The sequence below is a fragment of the Arthrobacter sp. Y3223166 genome, assembly GCF_059090935.1.
Genome location: NZ_JBNHGE010000051.1, coordinates 1 through 17,978 on the forward strand (window position 1 = coordinate 1; position 17,978 = coordinate 17,978).

The 17,978-nt window shown below is 68.3% G+C and carries 16 protein-coding genes and 1 tRNA gene; 4 read left to right on the plus strand and 13 right to left on the minus strand.

Going from position 1 to position 17,978, the window contains the following annotated elements; translation table 11 throughout:
• Positions 1 to 835: lysophospholipid acyltransferase family protein (locus AC5RUH_RS15155; protein ID WP_494128991.1), on the minus strand; the 835-nt coding region annotated here is incomplete at its 3' end.
• Between the two features lie 160 nt (positions 836 to 995).
• On the opposite strand from AC5RUH_RS15155, the gene AC5RUH_RS15160 reads away from it, so the two are divergent.
• Complete coding sequence (locus AC5RUH_RS15160) at positions 996 to 1,784, plus strand: alpha/beta hydrolase (protein ID WP_493999452.1); 789 nt, start codon at positions 996 to 998, stop codon at positions 1,782 to 1,784.
• A complete protein-coding gene (locus AC5RUH_RS15165; RefSeq protein WP_493999451.1) occupies positions 1,771 to 2,241 on the plus strand; it encodes a hypothetical protein in 471 nt (156 codons plus the stop codon). Before AC5RUH_RS15160 ends, AC5RUH_RS15165 begins: the two co-directional genes overlap by 14 nt.
• 14 nt (positions 2,242 to 2,255) lie before the next feature.
• Here AC5RUH_RS15165 and AC5RUH_RS15170 read toward each other — a convergent pair whose 3' ends face one another.
• Positions 2,256 to 3,215, minus strand: coding sequence for an ROK family glucokinase (locus AC5RUH_RS15170; RefSeq protein ID WP_494109141.1), 960 nt, complete (start codon positions 3,213 to 3,215; stop codon positions 2,256 to 2,258).
• 175 nt (positions 3,216 to 3,390) lie between these two features.
• Here AC5RUH_RS15170 and AC5RUH_RS15175 point away from each other — a divergent pair, with 175 nt between their 5' ends.
• Complete coding sequence (locus AC5RUH_RS15175) at positions 3,391 to 5,199, plus strand: AMP-dependent synthetase/ligase (RefSeq protein ID WP_493999449.1); 1,809 nt, start codon at positions 3,391 to 3,393, stop codon at positions 5,197 to 5,199.
• A 74-nt stretch (positions 5,200 to 5,273) separates the two neighbouring features.
• On the opposite strand, the gene AC5RUH_RS15180 is transcribed toward AC5RUH_RS15175, so the two are convergent.
• Complete coding sequence (locus AC5RUH_RS15180) at positions 5,274 to 8,705, minus strand: pyruvate carboxylase (protein ID WP_494109140.1); 3,432 nt, start codon at positions 8,703 to 8,705, stop codon at positions 5,274 to 5,276.
• Positions 8,706 to 9,011: 306 nt separating this feature from the next.
• Here AC5RUH_RS15180 and AC5RUH_RS15185 point away from each other — a divergent pair, with 306 nt between their 5' ends.
• On the plus strand, positions 9,012 to 9,851 hold the full coding sequence (locus tag AC5RUH_RS15185; protein ID WP_493999447.1) for a ParA family protein: 840 nt from the start codon (positions 9,012 to 9,014) through the stop codon (positions 9,849 to 9,851).
• Between the two features lie 140 nt (positions 9,852 to 9,991).
• Here the strand turns inward: AC5RUH_RS15185 and AC5RUH_RS15190 are convergent, their stop codons facing one another.
• The 10 genes from AC5RUH_RS15190 to AC5RUH_RS15235 all read right to left on the minus strand — a co-directional run.
• The gene (locus AC5RUH_RS15190; protein WP_493999446.1) at positions 9,992 to 10,588 is read right to left on the minus strand and encodes a MerR family transcriptional regulator; all 597 of its coding nucleotides are present in this window, start codon (positions 10,586 to 10,588) and stop codon (positions 9,992 to 9,994) included.
• Between the two features lie 229 nt (positions 10,589 to 10,817).
• Complete coding sequence (locus tag AC5RUH_RS15195; protein WP_493999445.1) at positions 10,818 to 11,321, minus strand: bifunctional nuclease family protein; 504 nt, start codon at positions 11,319 to 11,321, stop codon at positions 10,818 to 10,820.
• 11 nt (positions 11,322 to 11,332) lie between these two features.
• The gene (ftsR, locus tag AC5RUH_RS15200; RefSeq protein ID WP_494128992.1) at positions 11,333 to 12,082 is read right to left on the minus strand and encodes a transcriptional regulator FtsR; all 750 of its coding nucleotides are present in this window, start codon (positions 12,080 to 12,082) and stop codon (positions 11,333 to 11,335) included.
• Positions 12,083 to 12,085: 3 nt separating this feature from the next.
• Positions 12,086 to 12,565 carry an FHA domain-containing protein gene (locus AC5RUH_RS15205; RefSeq protein ID WP_493999444.1) on the minus strand — a complete coding sequence of 160 codons (480 nt, stop codon included), beginning with the start codon at positions 12,563 to 12,565 and terminating at the stop codon, positions 12,086 to 12,088.
• Between the two features lie 75 nt (positions 12,566 to 12,640).
• Complete coding sequence (gene gcvH, locus AC5RUH_RS15210) at positions 12,641 to 13,027, minus strand: glycine cleavage system protein GcvH (RefSeq protein ID WP_493999443.1); 387 nt, start codon at positions 13,025 to 13,027, stop codon at positions 12,641 to 12,643.
• Between the two features lie 141 nt (positions 13,028 to 13,168).
• Positions 13,169 to 13,242: transfer RNA gene (locus AC5RUH_RS15215), tRNA-Pro, on the minus strand.
• Between the two features lie 101 nt (positions 13,243 to 13,343).
• The gene (der, locus tag AC5RUH_RS15220) at positions 13,344 to 14,897 is read right to left on the minus strand and encodes a ribosome biogenesis GTPase Der (RefSeq protein ID WP_494023258.1); all 1,554 of its coding nucleotides are present in this window, start codon (positions 14,895 to 14,897) and stop codon (positions 13,344 to 13,346) included.
• Positions 14,898 to 15,236: 339 nt separating this feature from the next.
• Positions 15,237 to 15,941 carry a (d)CMP kinase gene (gene cmk / locus AC5RUH_RS15225; protein WP_493999441.1) on the minus strand — a complete coding sequence of 235 codons (705 nt, stop codon included), beginning with the start codon at positions 15,939 to 15,941 and terminating at the stop codon, positions 15,237 to 15,239.
• Positions 15,938 to 17,005, minus strand: a complete 1,068-nt coding sequence (locus AC5RUH_RS15230) for a prephenate dehydrogenase (protein ID WP_494128994.1) — start codon at positions 17,003 to 17,005, stop codon at positions 15,938 to 15,940. The genes cmk and AC5RUH_RS15230 overlap by 4 nt, the downstream gene beginning before the upstream one ends.
• A 54-nt stretch (positions 17,006 to 17,059) precedes the next feature.
• The coding region (locus tag AC5RUH_RS15235) for a pseudouridine synthase (protein ID WP_494128993.1) at positions 17,060 to 17,978 on the minus strand (919 nt) is incomplete at its 5' end.

The following is a 17,978-nucleotide window of genomic DNA, read 5'->3' on the forward strand; positions in this document are numbered from 1 at the left end:
CCCGTCCCGCGGCGGCGGCAGGCTCCCGTCCCGCGGCGGGGTCCGCTCCGCCGATGACCGTGATGGCGCCGGGCGCTTTGGCCTTCGGAGGTTCCGGTTGCTCCGGCGGCAGGCCGACGGCGGCGTGGCGCTGGTTTTCGGCCTTGGCCGGTTTGCGGGCGGTCAGCTTGGCCTTGACCGTGCTGGCGTACGAATCGACGTATTCCTGGCCGGAGAGCCGCATGATCTCGTACATGATCTCGTCGGTGACCGAACGCTGGATGAACCGGTCGTCTTCCAGCCCCTTGTAGCGGGAGAAGTCCAACGGCTTGCCGATGATGATGCCCACCCGGCGGATGTTGGGGATGCGCCGGCCGATGGGCTGAACCTTGTCCGTGCCGATCATCGCCACCGGGATCACCGGCACGCCGGTGTGCAGCACCAACTTGGCCACGCCGGTCTTGCCGCGGTACAGCTTTCCGTCCGGTGACCGGGTGCCCTCCGGGTAGATGCCCAGCAGGCCGCCGTCCTGCAGCGCGTCCCGTCCCGCCAGCAAGGACGTGGCCGAGGCCGCTCCGCCGGATCGGTCCATCGGAAGCTGGTTGGTCATCCTGAAGAAAGCCGCGGTGAGCTTGCCCTTGGCGCCTTTGCCGGTGAAGTACTCGCTCTTGGCCAGGAACACCACGGGCCGGGGCACCGCGAGGGGCAGGAAAATCGAATCGGAGAAGGAAAGGTGGTTGCTGGCCAGCACCGCGGGGCCGCTGTCGGGAATGTTGTCCAGCCCCTTGACCCATGGCCGGAAGAGTAGCCGGACCACCGGTCCTACGACGATGGTCTTCATGAACCAGTAGAACACGTGTGCCTTTCCGTTCCGCCGCCGCCGGCCGCTTTACCAATACCGCTTGAGACTCTACTCCAGCTTTGGCTTTGCGTGGCTGCGCGGGATGGGGGTGCCGGAGAAAGGAACCGGTCGGCTATTGATGGCCGAACGGCTCCCGTAATGACACGATAGTGCCATGACTTCTGTTGCCGACGGCGTCTTTTCCAGCCCCGGGCACGGCCCGAATTCCCGCGTCGGCGTCGTCCTGCTGCATGGTTTCACCGGTTCCCCGCGCAGTATGCGGGGGTGGGCGGAAAGCCTGGCCGATGCCGGCTTCGGAGTACGGTTGCCGCTGCTGCCCGGTCACGGCACCACGTGGCAGGACTTGGCCACATCCCGTTGGCAAAGCTGGTACGGGGCGGCCGAGCAGGCCTTTTCGGAGCTCGCCCGCGAGCGCAGCCACGTCTTCGTGGCCGGTCTGTCCATGGGCGGAGCGTTGGCGTTGCGGCTGGCCGCGCACCGTCCGGTCTCCGGCGTGCTGCTGGTCAACCCGGGTCTGACCATCGCGGACCGGCGCGCTCCGCTGTCGGGCCTGTTGAAGTATGTCCTGCGGTCGGTGCCGGCCATTGGCAACGACATCAACAAGCCGGGCATGGATGAGGGTGCCTATGAACGCACCCCGGTGGCCGCCGCGCACCAGCTGGGCCAGCTCTTCAAGACTGTCGTGGCCGACCTGCCACGCGTCACTGCTCCTACGCTCGTCTTCCGCTCCGCGGTGGACCACATAGTCCCGGAATCTTCCATGGATGTGCTCCGGCGGCGGATTGGCACGGACCGGCTGGAGGTGGTGCCGCTGGCGGACAGCTATCACGTGGCCACCATGGACCACGACGCCGAGCTGATCTACCGCCGGTCCGCCGAATTCATTCACGCCACTGCGGCCGCGTCTCCGGGGCAGACGGGAGCAACCCATGCCCGGGCATGACCAGGACCGGGACGACGCCGCCTGGCAGGATCTGGTCGCCCGGCTGGAAGAGACAGACTCCGGCAACGCGGACGGCATGCCCCCGGAGCGGCCCGCGGCCGGCAACGGCGGCGATGCCCAGCGCCTGCGCGAGATCTTCGAGAACCGCCTGCCGGAGGTCCCGGCGGATGAAGCGCCGCCCGGGCCGCGGGATTACACCGTCGCGGAACCGGACGACGACGAGGGCTACGTCCCGCCGGAACCTGCCCCGCTGGGCGCCGGCGAGCCGCTGCTGGTGCTGGCCTGGATCGGTGCCGTGGGGGCCCCGCTGGGCCTGCTGCTGACCGCCATGTTCTGGCCGGGCGCCCCCTTCACCGCGGTGCTGGCGCTGGTGGCCCTCTTCGTGGCCTCTGCGGCTTACCTGCTCTTCCGCCTGCCCACGGAACGCGACGGGCACGACGACGGGGCGCGCGTCTAGCGCCGGCCGTGGAATCAGACGGAGGCCCCGCGGGCGAGGTCCGCGGCGCCGATCATCCCCGCCTTCGGTCCCAGGCCGGCCGCTCGAACCTCAGCCACCGGCCGGAACCCGCGACCGGTCAGGTTCCGCTGCAGCGCATGGCGGGCCGGCTCCAACAGCAGGTCACCGGCTTCGCACAGCCCGCCGCCGATCACGAACAGCCCGGGATCCAGCGCCGCGGCAAGATTGGCCAGCCCCAGCCCCAGCCACTCGCCGGCCTCTTCCAGCAGCCGGACGCTGGCGGGGTCGGCGCGTTTCGCCTGATCCGTGACCACCGCGCCGGTGATGTCTGCCACCGTTCCGCCGACGGCCTCCAGCCAACGCTGCGCCACGGGCGAGTTCGCCGCGGCCAACTCCCGGGCCTCCCTGCCCAGGGCGTTGCCCGAGGCGTACTGCTCCCAGCAGCCGCGGTTTCCACACGCGCAGCGGTGCCCGCCGGGCATAATGACCTGGTGCCCGAATTCCCCGGCAACACCCCACCGGCCCCGCTCCAGCCGGCCATCCATCACCATCGCCCCGCCGATGCCGGTGCCCAAGGTGATGCAGACCAGGCGCCGCTCTCCCGTCCCGGCGCCAAAGCGGAACTCCCCCCAGGCGGCGGCGTCGGCGTCGTTGACCACTTTGACGGGCCGGGCCAGCAGCCGCTCCAGGTTGTCCCGCAGCGGTTCATTCCGCCACGCCAGGTGCGGGCTGAACAGAACCGTTCCCCCGGCAAGGTCCATCCACCCCGCCGCTCCGACGCCCACTGCGGCAACGTCGTGCTCGGAAGCCAACTCCCGCACCATCGCCGAGATAAGGTGTTCCACGTGCCGCGGATCGTGTCCCGGCGTGGGACGGACCAGCTCCGCCACTACGCGCCCGGTCCGGTCGACGGCCCCGGCGGCCACCTTGGTGCCGCCGATGTCTATGCCCACCGCCAGGGCGCTGTTCTCCACCCCACCATCTTAGGCAGCCGCTCGCGGCGGGCCTGCCGGGCCAGGGAAGGCCCGACCGTTACCGTTTCGTAGGTTACCTGCCGGTATCCGTTGTGATTTAGGTTATAGGCTAAAAGCACCCTCCGTCAGGGAGGCTATACAGAGCTGGCCACAGCTGAGGAAGTGAGGAGCTATCGTGCGCGAATACAGCGTGCCCGTCCTGGTTGACGTTCCGCGGGAGGCCAATATCGCCGGTCTGGTGGTTGAACAGGCGCAGAAGGCATCGAATCCGGCCCTGTTTTCCCGCAAGGACCCGTCCGGGACGTGGCAGGACATCCGTGCCACTGAGTTCCTCGCGGATGTGACCCGGCTGGCCAAGGGGCTGGTCTCCAGCGGTGTTCAGCCGGGCGACCGGGTGGGCATCATGGCCCGCACCCGCTACGAATGGTCCCTGGTGGACTTCGCCATCTGGTTCGCCGGCGCCGTGTCGGTGCCGATTTATGAGACCTCCTCCCCCAGCCAGATCGCCTGGATCCTCGGCGACTCCGGGGCTGTGGCAGTCTTCGCGGAAAGCGCCTCCCATGAGGCGAAGGTCCGCCAGGCCGCCCTCAACGAAGGCTTGGAGGACCTGAAACACGTGTGGCAATTGGGCGAGGAGTCGCTGGACGCGCTCCGCGCCGCCGGCCGGGAGGTGCCCGACGCCACGGTGGAGGAACGCCGCACGGCGGCGAATCTGGACGATCTGGCCACGATCATCTACACCTCCGGCACCACCGGCCGACCCAAGGGCTGCGAACTCACCCACGGAAATTTCGTGGAGCTGTCCAAGAACGCCGCGGCGGCGCTGCCGGACGTCGCCCACGAGGGCGCGCAGACCATCATGTTCCTGCCGCTGGCCCACGTCTTCGCCCGGTTTATCTCCGTCCTGTGCGTCGCCGCGGGTGCCACCGTGGCGCATACGCCGGACATCAAGAACCTGCTGCCGGATCTGCAAAGCTACCGCCCGACGTTCATCCTGGCTGTCCCGCGGGTGTTCGAAAAGGTCTACAACAACTCCATGCTCAAGGCGGAGGATGCCGGCAAGGGCAAGATCTTCCACGCCGCCGCGGACACGGCCGTCGCCTGGTCCCGGGCCGACGAGGCCGGCAAGGTGCCGCTGATGCTCAAGCTCAAGCACAAGCTCTTCGACAAGCTCGTTTACCACAAGATCCGCGAAGCGATGGGCGGTCGGGTCGAGCACGCGGTCTCCGGCGGCGGCCCGCTGGGCGAACGGCTGGGGCATTTCTTCCACGGCATCGGCCTTCTGGTGCTGGAGGGCTACGGCCTGACCGAAACCACGGCCCCGGTGTCCGTCAACACCCCCAAACTGGTCAAGATCGGTTCGGTCGGGGCTCCGCTGCCCGGAAACGCGGTCAAGATCGCCGACGACGGCGAGATCCTCGCCAAGGGCGTCTGCGTGCTGCGCGGCTACTACAACCGTCCCGACCTCACCTCCGAGGCCTTCGAAGACGGCTGGTTCCGCACCGGAGACATCGGCGAACTGGACGCTGACGGTTTCCTGCGCATCACCGGCCGGAAGAAGGAAATCATCGTCACCGCCAGCGGCAAGAACGTCGTCCCGGCCCTGCTTGAAGACCAGATCCGCGCCGATGCGCTGGTCTCCCAGTGCGTGGTGATCGGCGACAACCGGCCGTTTATCTCCGCGCTCATCACGTTGGACGAGGAGGCCCTGCCCGGCTGGCTGGACCGCCACAACCTGCCGGCCGACACCACCATGGACCAGGCAGCCGACCACGAAGTGGTGAAGGAGGCGGTCCAGTCGCTCATCGACCGCGCCAACCAGACCGTCTCCCAGGCGGAAGGGATTAAGTCCTTCCGGATCATCCCGTCCGACTTCACGGAAGCATCGGGGCACCTGACCCCGTCGCTGAAGATCAAGCGGGCGCAGGTGCTGGCCGATTTCGACGACTACGTGGAGCAGATTTACGCCGGCGTGCGTCAGTAGCTTCGACGAAACAGGCAGGGCCGCGGCTTCCACGCCGCGGCCCTGCCTGTTTCCCCCCGAAGGTTGCCTCGGGCCTACGCCGGGTCGATGACCAGGAGCAGGTCCCCGCCCTGGACCTGTTCGACGGCGGAGACCGCCAGCCGCGTGACGGTGCCTCCGGCGGGAGCGGTGATGCCGGCTTCCATCTTCATGGCCTCGATGGTGGCCACCGTGTCGCCCGCCTTAATGGTGTCGCCGACCTTGGCGAGGACGGTGACGGCGCCGGCGAACGGAGCCGCCACGTGCCCCGGCTGCGCGGGATCAGCCTTCTCGGCGACCTTGACTTCGGATTCCACGCTGGCGTCGCGCACCATCACATTGCGCTGCTGACCGTTGAGCGTGCAGTGCACGGTGCGCATGCCCTTCTCGTCCGGCTCGGAGATGGCCCCGAGCATGGCGATCAGGCGGACGCCCTTCTCAAGCTCGATCACGTGTTCGGTTCCCGGCTGCAGCCCGTACAGGTAGTCCAGCGTGTCCAGCACGGACACGTCGCCGTACATGTCCCGGATCTTCTCAAACTCCTTGGCCGGGCCGGCAAACAGCAGCCGGTTCAGTGCCGCGCGCCGGGTCGCCGAATCCGCGGCCAGCGCCGCCGAGTCCTCGGCCGTCAGCTCCTCGTCGCGCCGCTTGATGGTGCGGCCAGCCAGGGCCTTGGTGCGGAACGGCTCGGGCCAGCCGCCGGGAGGATCGCCCAGCTCGCCGGAGAGGAAGCCAATGACGGAATCGGGGATATCGTACTTCCCGGGATCGGACGCGAACTCCTCCGGATCAACGTTTGCGCCGACCAGCTGGAGGGCCAGGTCGCCCACCACCTTGGACGACGGGGTCACCTTCACCAAGCGGCCCAGGATCTTGTCCGCGGCGGTGTACATGTCCTCGATCGCCTCGAACCTCTCCCCGAGTCCCAGCGCGATGGCCTGCTGCCTCAGGTTGGAGAGCTGGCCGCCCGGAATCTCGTGCGCGTACACGCGGCCGGTCGGCCCCGGCAGCCCCGACTCGAACGGGGCGTAGACGCGGCGGACCGCCTCCCAGTAGGGCTCCAGCGAGCCGACGGCGGCCAGGTCCAGGCCGGTGTCGCGTTCGGTGTGCGCCAGCGCCGCGACGAGCGCCGACATGGGCGGCTGGCTGGTGGTGCCGGCCATGGCCGCGCTGGCGACGTCCACCGCGTCTGCACCGGCATCCACGGCGGCCAGCAGCGTCGCCAGCTGGCCCCCGGCCGTGTCGTGGGTATGCACGTGCACCGGCAGATCGAAGCGCTCGCGCAGCGCCGTGACCAGCTTCGCCGCGGCCGCCGGACGCAACAGGCCGGCCATGTCCTTGATTGCCAGGATATGCGCCCCTGCCTCGACGATCCGCCCGGCCAGCTCCAGGTAGTAGTCCAGCGTGTACAGGTCCTCCGTCGGATCCAGCAGGTCTCCGGTGTAGCAGAGCGCTACTTCGGCCACGGCGGTTCCCGTCTCCCGCACCGCCCGGATTGCCGGCTCCATCTGGGAGACGTCGTTGAGCGCATCGAAGATCCTGAAGATGTCGATGCCGGTGGCGGCAGCTTCCCGGACGAACGCCGTGGTGACTTCCTCCGGGTACGGGGTATAGCCGACGGTGTTCCGCCCGCGCAGCAGCATTTGCAGGCAGATGTTCGGCATCGCCTGGCGCAGCGCCGCCAGGCGCTCCCACGGGTCCTCGCCCAGGAACCGCAGCGCGACATCGTAGGTTGCGCCGCCCCACGCCTCGACCGAGAGCAGCTGCGGGGTGAGGGCCGAAACGGCGGGTGCGGCGTTGAGCAGGTCCTTGGTGCGTACCCGGGTGGCCAGCAGCGACTGGTGGGCGTCACGGAAGGTCGTGTCCGTGACCGCCACGGCTGTCTGGGCCCGCAGCTCGGCCGCAAACTTCTCCGGGCCCAGTTGCTGCAGCCGCTGCCGGGAGCCGGACGCCGGAACGGCCGTCAGGGCACCGGTGGCCTCCAGCGCCTGCCTGGCGGGTTCGGGCAGCTTCTCCACCGGTGCCGTGGACACTGGCAGCTCGCCGTGCGGTTTGTTGACGGTGACGTCCGCCAGCCAGGTCAGCAGCTTGGTCCCGCGGTCCGCCGAGACCCGGGCCTTGAGCAGTTCCGGCCGCTCGTCGATGAACGAGGTGGCGACGTTGCCGGCCAGGAAGTCCGGGTCCTCCAGCACCGCCTGCAGGAACGCGATGTTGGTGGAGACGCCGCGGATGCGGAACTCGGCCAGGGCACGCCGGGCCCGGGCGGCCGCCGTCGCGAAGTCGCGGCCGCGGCAGGTGAGCTTGACCAGCATCGAGTCAAAGTGCGGGCTGATTTCGGCTCCGGTGTAGATGGTGCCGCCGTCCAGCCGGACACCGGCGCCGCCGGCCGACCGGTAGGCGGTAACCTTGCCGACGTCGGGACGGAAGCCGTTGGCCGGGTCCTCGGTGGTAATACGGGACTGCATGGCCGTGCCGTTGACGGACACGGCCTGCTGGGACAGGCCCAGGTCGGCCAGGGTCTCGCCCGCGGCGATGCGCAGTTGGGACTGTACCAGGTCGACGTCGGTGATCTCCTCGGTCACCGTATGCTCTACCTGGATGCGCGGGTTCATCTCAATGAAGACATGCTGCCCGGCCCGTTCACCGACCGTGTCTACCAGGAACTCGACCGTGCCGGCATTGGTGTATCCGAGCGCCTGTGCGAACGTGACCGCGTCCCGGTACAGTGCCTGCCGGATGCCCTCGTCCAGGTTGGGTGCGGGGGCGATTTCGATGACCTTCTGGTGCCGGCGCTGGAGCGAGCAGTCGCGTTCGAAGAGGTGCATGACGTTGCCCTGCCCGTCGGCCAGGATCTGCACCTCGATGTGGCGCGGCCGCAATACGGCCTGTTCAAGGAAAACGGTCGGATCGCCGAAGGCCGTGTCGGCTTCCCGCATGGCAGCCGCGAGTGCGTCCGGGAGATCCTTGCGGTTGTCGACCCGGCGCATGCCGCGCCCGCCACCGCCGGCAACCGCCTTGACGAAGATCGGGAAGCCTATCTCCTCGGCTTCGGCCAGCAACTTCTCCGGATCGGCACTGGGCTCGGTGGACTTCAGCACCGGGATCCCGGCCCGGCGGGCCGCCTGCAGGGCATGGACCTTATGACCCGCGAGCTCCAGCACATCGGCCTTGGGGCCGACGAAGGCGATGCCGGCACCGGCAGCGGCGCGGGCCAGCTCGGGATTCTCGGACAGGAATCCGTAACCCGGGTAGATGGCGTCCGCGCCCGACTCCTTGGCGACCCGAATGATTTCGTTGACGTCGAGGTAAGCCCGGACGGGATGCCCCTGCTCGCCGATCAGATACGCTTCGTCGGCCTTCTGCCGGTGGATCGAGTTGCGGTCTTCATACGGGAAGACAGCCACCGTTTTGGCGCCCAGTTCGTAGGCCGCACGGAATGCCCTGATGGCGATTTCTCCACGGTTGGCTACCAAGATCTTTTCGAACATTTCACTCCTGCATCGTTGCCGGGTCCGGACTTTGGGGGGCGAAGCACCGACCGTCCGGCGCCGGCGCCGGCGGACTCAGTGAGCCAAGTCTCACGGACTGCGAGCCGGGCTGGCAAGCCAGTGTTGCACAGATCACGCGCCGCGGCGGTCCTCACGGGCCGCATGTTACGGCGCAAGCTGCGAAACGCCCCGGCGGCGCGGGTGGCACGGTGTGCTGCGGCGCTCCACTTATGATGAATAGGGTGCCGTGAAGACTTATCCGGCGCAGAAGCCCCACGACTCGATACGTTAGGTTTTGGTTTTTACGTGCAAGTAGTGAGCATCAGCAGCCTCAAGGGCGGGGTCGGCAAGACCTCGGTCACGCTGGGCCTGGCCTCTGCGGCGCTGGCAGCGGGAATCCCCACCCTGGTCATCGACTTGGATCCGCATGCTGACGCGACCACGGGATTAGGCGTCAAGCCGTCCCGCCAGACCGACGTCGGCCGGCTCCTCAAGAACGCGCGCAAGGCCGACCTGCGGGCCAACGTCGCCCCGAGCGGCTGGGTGGCCTCGGCGGATCCCGGCAGCGCGCCGGCTTCCGGCCGGAAGGTTCTCGATGTCGCCATCGGCTCCGCCTACTCCGGCATCTACGACCGGCCCGATTTGAGCCGCCGGGACCTGCGCAGGCTTTCGACCGTGCTCTCCCGCGTGAATGACTACTCGCTGGTGCTCATCGACTGCCCGCCGTCGCTCAACGGGCTGACGCGCATGGCGTGGACGGCGAGCACGCGGGTGCTGCTCGTGGCCGAGCCGAGCCTCTTCTCGGTGGCGGGCACCGAACGCACCATGCGCGCCATCGATTTGTTCCGGGAGGAATTCGCCCCGGACCTGAAGACGGCCGGGGTGGTGGCCAACCGTGTCCGGCCCAGCTCCAACGAACACGGTTACCGGCTGGCCGAAATGAAAACCATGTTCGGCGACCTGCTGCTCTCCCCCACCATCGCCGAGCAGGCGAACTGGCAGCAGATCCAGGGGGCAGCGCATTCCGTCCACCAGTGGCCGGGTGAATCGGCACGGCAGGCGGCCGCGCTTTTCGACGAGCTGCTCAAGAACCTGACCGATTCCGGCCGGATGCGCAGCCGCGCGCTCCGCCGCCAGCCCATCTGACAACAGGTCCCGGACCGGGCGGCGGGTCCGCCCGGGCCGCACCTTACACACGGGATCGCGATACACGGGTTCGCGCCTTTAATCAGCGGGAGGGGCCCCGGTTTCCCGGAGCCCCTCCCGCTGTTATCTCCTGTGTGCGGTCAGCTGATCTTGCGCGCGGCGCGCCGGCGGCTCAGCTCGTCGTCGGGAAAATCCTGTTCCTCTGCGGCATGTTCGCTGGGGAGCTCCGCGAGGCTGCCTTCGACCTCTCGCCACACCCGGCCGACGGCGATGCCGAAGACTCCCTGTCCGCCCTGGACCAGGTCGATGACTTCGTCGGCGGAGGTGCACTCGTACACGCTGGCGCCGTCGCTCATGAGGGTAATCTGGGCCAGATCTTCCACGCCGCGTTCACGCAGGTGGCCAACGGCGGAGCGGATCTGCTGCAGCGAGACGCCGGTGTCGAGCAGTCGCTTGACCACCTTCAGGACCAGGATGTCGCGGAAGCTGTAGAGGCGCTGCGAGCCGGAGCCGGACGCGCCGCGGACGGCAGGTTCCACCAGTCCGGTGCGTGCCCAGTAGTCCAACTGCCGGTAGGTGATGCCGGCTGCCTTGCATGCTGTGGGACCGCGGTAACCGGCGTCCTCGTCCAGCACGGGCAGGTCTTCGGTGAACAGCAAGCCCTGGGCACTTGCGGGTATGGCAGCGCCGGTCTGCAGAGCGTGCGGCATCTCGCCTGCATCACCTTTAGGACTCACGTGAACCCTCCTTGTCGAAGTTCCCTGTGGGGAATGAGCTTCGCAGTCAGCCCAGAGGTCTGGTCTAAGTCTGCCTTGAGATGGCCTGCGGTGCAATGGGAACTGTATGCTTCGACGTTAGAACGGCGGGGGCCGCCGGTCAAAGACGCTGGCCTTTTTGCTGCGGCGTGTCGGATGCCCCGGAGCCGGGCCGGGCGTTTCGGGTGCCGGAACCAAATGCCGGCGACGGCTATTTCTCGAAGTCCTCGGGCTCCACGTCGGCGAGGAATTCCCTGAACTCGCGCAACTGGCTTTCCGCGTTCTCCTGCGCCGGGCCGTCGGATTCCTCGTCGTCGGCCGCTTCGGCGATCTTGACCCCGGCCTCGTCCATTACCTCGTCCGCACAATAGATCGGGCAGGGCACGCGCAGTGCCACCGCGATGGCGTCCGAGGCGCGGGAGCTGACTGTCACCCCGCCGTCAAACACCAGCTCGGCAAAGAAGACGGTGTCCTGGACCGTCACCAGGCGGACTTCGGTGATCCGCCGGCCGAGCACGTCCACGACGTCGCGGAGCAGGTCGTGGGTCATGGGGCGCGGCGGTTTGATGCCCTGCTGGGCGAACGCAATCGCGCTGGCTTCCGGCGCGCCGATCCAGATGGGTATGTGCCGTTCGCCTTCGGTTTCCTTGAGCAGCACCAGCGGCTGGTTCGACGGGAGTTCAATGCGGACTCCGACAACCTCGAGTTCGAGCATGGCTTCTCCGTTCAGCGGTCCATCTGGGCCAGGTGCCCGTGAACCAGCGCCGTATGCAGGTTCAGGCACAGATCGCTGATTTCCTTGGCCGCCTCGGCGGCGCGGGCCCGGGAGGCGACGTCGCGCCGGGACGCCAGCGGGGCCACCGCACGTTCCACCAGCCCGACCTCGCGGTCTGCGGCGGCCCGGAACGGGCGGAGGTGCCGAGGTTCGATGCCATGGCTGCCCAGCTGCCTGCAGGCGCGCACGACCTTGAGTGCGTGTTCGTCGAAACAGGCGTCGTGGGCGTGGATCAGGCCGTAGGCCAGAAGGTCGTCCACGAGTTCCGTGGACGCTCCGCTGGCCTGCAGGAGCTCGGCCCGGGTGAGCGCCCGGCCGCGTCCGTTTAGTTCTGCCGCCAGCGGCTCCGAGACTATCCGGGGGGCCAGGGTCATACCGCCGGGCAGGGCCTCCGGCCGCTCGCCGCGATCGATCGCGTCCAGATAATCCTTGATGACCTTGAGCGGCAGGTACTGGTCGCGTTGCAGGGCCAGCACGAAACGGAGGCGTTCTACGTCCTGGCCGGTGTACTTCCGGTAGCCGGCCGGCGTCCGCTGGGGGCTGATCAGCCCCTTCTCTTCCAGAAACCGGATCTTGGAGGCCGTGATCTGCGGGAAATCCTCCGTCAGCTGTTGCAGCACCTCGCCGATATTGAGGACGCTGCTGCGGTACCCCTCCCGGGACGGCCCGAGGGTGCGCCGCGCTGGCTGGGACCCGGGCACGGGTTAGCCCTGCCCCTTTGCCGCCGTGCCTGCGTAGTAGGTCAGGCGGAACTTGCCAATCTGCACCTCATTGCCTGTCCGCAGCTGCAGGCTGTCCACACGGTCGTTGTTCACGTAGGTGCCGTTGAGGCTGCCGGAGTCCACCACCATGAAGCCGTCGCCGGAGCGGCGGAATTCCGCGTGCTTCCGCGACACCGTGACGTCGTCAAGGAAGATGTCCGCTTCCGGGTGCCGGCCGGCGGTGGTGACGTCCTGGTCCAGCAGGAACCGGGCCCCGGCGTTCGGGCCGTCGTGGGCTATCAGCAGCGCCGACCCGGCCGGCAGCGCGATCACCGATGCTTCCTCTTCGCGGGAGAGCCTCGGTTTGGCGACGTGGGCCAGAGTCTGCGGCGGCAAAAAGATGGATGTGGTTTCCGCGTGCGCCTCCGGGTTCCGGCTGTCGCCGTTCCCGTTATCCGTGGCGTTGCGAGCTTCGCCCACCATCAATAGTTCCTCCCGTAAAAATGTAGCGGCCAACCGGTTCAGGACCGGTTGGCCGTCGAGTGGCTCCGGTAGCTCCTAGCCTACCTGCTGTTCATACTCCGGGGCACTGAGCAAGGTCTCCAGCGCCGCCGGATCCGACAGCTTGACCTCCAGCAGCCACCCCTCCCCGTACGGATCGGAGTTGATCAGGGCCGGGTCGGTTTCCAGGGCGTCGTTGACGGCCGCGACCTCACCGCTGACGGGAGCGTAGATGTCGCTGACGCTCTTGGTCGATTCCACCTCGCCGATGACTTCGTTGGCGGTGATGGAGGAGCCGGCTTCCGGCATCTGCACGTAGACCACATCGCCGAGGGCGTCCTGCGCAAAGTCGGTGATACCCAGGCGCACCGTGCCTTCGGCCTCGGCGGCAGCCACCCACTCATGCTCGGCTGTGTACTTCAGGTCGGCAGGAATATTGCTCATCGGTTGCCTTTCTCGCACCATGGACGGCCAGTTGCTCCGGCAAGGATCCGTTCCCCGCCATCGCTGAAAGTATAGGCATACAGGGCCTTGCACAAGCCAATGGAAAAGGGACCCGGTCCTCGCGGACCGGATCCCTTGCTGTCGGGTTGACAGGATTTGAACCTGCGACCCCTTGACCCCCAGTCAAGTGCGCTACCAAGCTGCGCCACAACCCGAAGTTCCGCCTTCATGCAACCGGCGGAACCACCTCAAATACTGTACAGCATTTTTCCCTGCGTCATGACCACCGGGCGCCACTGCGGGCGGCGGGGCCGGGTCAGTGCTTGCGGGACCGCTTCTCGCGCACCCGCATGCTGACCTCGATCGGGGTGCCTTCAAAGCCGAATGTTTCACGCAGCCGGCGGGCAATGAAGCGGCGGTAGCCGGGGTCCAGGAAACCGGTGGTGAACAGCACGAACTTCGGCGGCCGTGAGGAAGCCTGCGTGCCGAACAGAATGCGCGGCTGCTTGCCGCCGCGTACCGGGTGCGGGTGGGCCGCGACCAGTTCGCCCAGGAAGGCGTTCAGGCGGCCGGTGGGGATGCGTTTGTCCCAGGACTCGAGGGCACGGTCCAGCGCCGGGACCAGCCTGTCCTTGTGCCATCCGGTCTTGGCCGAGATGTTCACCCGGGGCGCCCAGTCCACGTGGGCCAGGTCCTGCTCGATCTCGCGTTCGAGGTACCGGCGGCGGTCGTCGTCCAGCAGGTCCCACTTGTTGAAGGCAAGCACCAGGGCCCGGCCGGAATCGATGGCCAGCTGCAGGATGCGCACGTCCTGCTCGCTGAGCACCTCGTCCACGGCCAGCAGCACGACGGCGACCTCCGCCTTTTCGAGCGCGGCCTGCGTGCGGAGCGAAGCATAGAAGTCCGCGCCTTGCTGCATGTGCACGCGGCGGCGGATCCCGGCCGTGTCAACGAAGCGCCACGTCCGTCCGCCCAGTTCGATCATTTCGTCGACCGGATCGCGGGTGGTGCCGGCGATCGTGTCGACCACTACCCGCTCGCTCCCGGCCAGCTTGTTCAGCAGCGACGATTTGCCCACGTTCGGGCGGCCGATCAGGGCTACCCGCCGCGGGCCTCCCGTGCGCTCGAGTCCCCCGTAGGCAGAGAATTCAGGCAGCACCTCCAGGGCCGCATCGAGCATGTCGGCCGTTCCCCGGCCGTGCAGTGCCGACACGGGATAGGGCTCGCCGAAGCCGAGGCCCCACAGGGCCGCGGCTTCGGCTTCCTGGGCCAGGTCGTCCACCTTGTTGGCCACCAGGATGACCGGTTTCTTCTTGCGGCGCAGCATCTTTACCACGGCCTCATCCGTGGCCGTGGCCCCGACGTTGGCGTCGACGACCAGCAGGACGGCGTCGGCCATGTCCACCGCGATTTCGGCCTGGTCGGCGACGCGGGCGTGGATGCCGCGGGCGTCATGCTCCCAGCCGCCGGTGTCCACCAGGGTGAACGGGCGCCCGTTCCAGTGGGCCGAGTAGGAGACCCGGTCGCGGGTGACGCCGGGGGTGTCTTCGACGACTGCCTCGCGCCGGCCAATGATCCTGTTCACCAGCGTCGACTTGCCCACATTGGGCCGGCCGACGATGGCCAGCACCGGGGCCACCCGGAGCGGTTCGTCGTCGGGGACGGGTTCTCCTGCAGCCGCCAGCAGCGCGGCGTCCTCGTCGTCAAGGTCGTAATCGGCCAGGCCGGCGCGCAGCGACGCGGCGCGCAACTCGGCTTCGTCGTCATCGAGCTCAAGCATGTGCTCGGCGATCTGGTCCTCGCCCGCCGGACGGTATTCCTCGTCGGCCGGCCGATCCGCCGGGGAGGATCCGGGCTGGGTGTCACTCATCGTCTGTTCCTTCTGGGTAGGCAGCAAGCCGGTTGTCGTCGGGGGGCGTGGTTGGCCGGAAGCGGCTGCCCGGTGTTCGCCACGCTGTGCCGGACATAGCCGGACAACTGCCGGCGGATCTCTTCGGCTGCAGTGTCAATTGAAACACGCCCGGACGCCGAGGACCGCCTCCGGCAGGTCTGCGGGGAGCCGAATGCCGCGTGGAAAACGCGGCCGGGGCGAAGGATGGCATCCCGCTGCTCGCCGGTGATCCTGGCGCCGAGGACGGCCACCGGCACCACGGGGGCACCGCTGTTCAACGCCAGCCAGGCCACCCCCGGGCTGACGGCGGCGGCGGGTTCAGTGTGCGGCATGCCGGACGACGGCGAGCACCGCTTCGACGGTTTGTTCGAAATCCAGATCGGACGAATCCACCGTGAAGACGCCGTCGGCGGCCTCGGAAAAGTTCACCACGGTCGAATCCTTGGCGTCGCGGGCCAGCACCTGCTCGTGCAGGTCGGCGTCGCTCTGCGTTCCGCCCAGCTGGAGGCCGCGCCGGCGCAGCCTTGCTTCTTCGCTGGCGGTCAGCAGCAGCCGCACCTCGGCGTCGGGAGCGACGACCGTGGTGATATCTCGACCCTCGGCAACGATCCGACGGCCGGAGTCGGCGATGATCTGCTGCTGGCGCCGGACCAGCTCGGCTCGTGCCCCCAGCGTCGTGGCCACGGCGCTCACGGAGGCGGAGATTGACGGCTTGCGGATTTCGTCGGTGATGTCCGTGGAGCCGATGCGCACGTATTCGTCGTCCGGGTGGGTGCTGATCTGCAGGTCTACGTCCTTGCTGGCCTGTTCGACGGCCGCCGCATCCGCCAGGTCCACACCGGTGTTGACGCAGTACCAGGTCACGGCACGGTACATTGCGCCGGTGTCGAGGTAGGACGCGTGCAGCCGCCGTGCGGTTTCCTTGCTGACGGACGACTTGCCGGAGCCGGACGGCCCGTCGATGGCAACCACCAGCGCCTTGCCCTGCCGGTAACGAGCCATATCCACTTCCGCCGCGCTCATTGCACAACCTTCCATCCACGTGAGGTCAAGTAATCAATTGCTTCGTGCCGCTTGCTGGGCAGCACGGCAAGCTCCGCCAGCCCCACCGGCTGGCCCGCCGAGTGCTCCAGGCGCAGGTCTTCCAGGTTGATGCCCACCTCGCCGATCTCGGTCAGCAGGCGGGCGATTTGGCCCGGCGTGTCGTCGACCAGGACGGTCAGCCACGCGAACGCCTGCGGCGGAGCGCCGTGCTTGCCGGGAATCCGCGCCTGGCCGGCGTTGCCTTCGCTGATCAGCTTGGCCATGTCCAACCGGGAGCCGTCGGCCTCGGGGTGCTCAAGCGTCCTGATCAGCCGTTCCAGGTCTTCGCGGATGCCGTACAGGATGTCCACGAGCCGGGACGCGTTCGCGCCGAGAATCTGCACCCACAACGCCGGGTCGCTGGCCGCAATCCGGGTGACGTCGCGCAGGCCCTGGCCGGAAAGGGACAAGGCATGCGCCGGCGTGTCCTGCAGCCGGCTGGCCAGCAGCGAGGACATCACTTGCGGCAGGTGCGAGATTAACGCCACGGCGGCGTCATGTTCGTCGGCCGACATGTGCGAGACCACCGCGCCCAGGTCGATCGCCAGCGCGTGCGCCGTCTTCACCGCCCCCGGCGAGGACAACTCCGACGGGCACAGGACCCACGGCATCGACGTGAAGAGCTCGCCGCGGGCGGCGACGGGGCCGGATTTTTCCCGCCCCGCCATCGGGTGGGTACCCACGTAGCGGCCCAGGTCCGCCTCCGCCAGGTCCGGGTCCTTGGCCAGCGCCTCGAAGACGGCCGTCTTGACGCTCGCAATATCCACGACGACGGCGTCCGGGTAGTCGCGCAGCGCGCGCGACACGACGGCGGCGGTGACGTCCGGGGGCGCCGCGACGACGACCAACTGGGGCTCCACCCTCTCGCCGGCAGGCAGGATCCGGCCGGCACCGATATCCTGCGCCACGGCCTGGGCCGACGGCGAGGGGTCCGAGAGCAGCACGTCGATGCCGCGGGCACGCAGGCCGAGCCCGATGCTGGCTCCGAGCAGGCCGGTTCCCATCACCAGGACCGGCCCGGACAGGTGGGTTGCCTGCGCGTGTGCCGGGTTCACCGGCTACATCCCCACCAGGGCCAGCAGGTGCCCTGCTTCCTGGCGGCCGAGGGCGCGGATGCTGCCCTGTCGCTGGTCGCCCAGCCGGATGGGGCCGAACTGGATCCGGACGAGCCGTTCCACGGGGTGGCCGACGGCGTCAAACAGCCGCCGCACGACGCGGTTCTTGCCCGAATGCAGCACGACTTCCACCAGGACGTGTCCCGGCGTCGAGTCGACCAGCTTGAACGAATCGACCGAGGACACGCCGTCTTCCAGCTCGATCCCGGATTTCATCCGCGCCCCGACACCGTGCGGCATCGGCCCGCGGACCTGCACCAGATACGTCTTGGGGACCTCGTAGGACGGATGGGTGAGGCGGTTGGCGAGTTCGCCGTCGTTGGTCAACAGCAGCAGGCCTTCGGTGGCCTGGTCCAGCCGCCCCACATGGAACAGCCGCTGGCCCTGCTGCGGCTTGAGGTAGTCGCTGATGCAGGGGCGTCCCTCCGGATCCTCCATGGTGGAGACAACACCCTTTGGCTTGTTGAAGACCAGGTACGTCAGCGTTTCATCCATCTGGACGCGGATGCCGTCCACATGGATGACCGCGCGGGACGGGTCGACGCGCACGCCAAGTTCGCGCACGGTCACGCCGTCCACCTCGACCCGGCCGGCCTGGATCAATTCCTCGCACACCCGCCGGGAGGCCACGCCCGCGCCGGCGAGCACCTTCTGCAGGCGCACGCCCTCGGGATCGTGCAGCTCGGAGGCCGCCCCCGCTCCCGCCCGCGAGGGACGGTCCGGGCGCCTGACCGGTCCGAGGTTCTGGCCGAACCGCTCCCGTCCGAAGGGCCGCGGCCCGGCGGGACGCTGCGGCTGCCCGCCGCGTGACTTGCCGGCGCCGGCCTTGCCCGCAGCCTTGCCGCCGGTCTTGCCGCCGGCC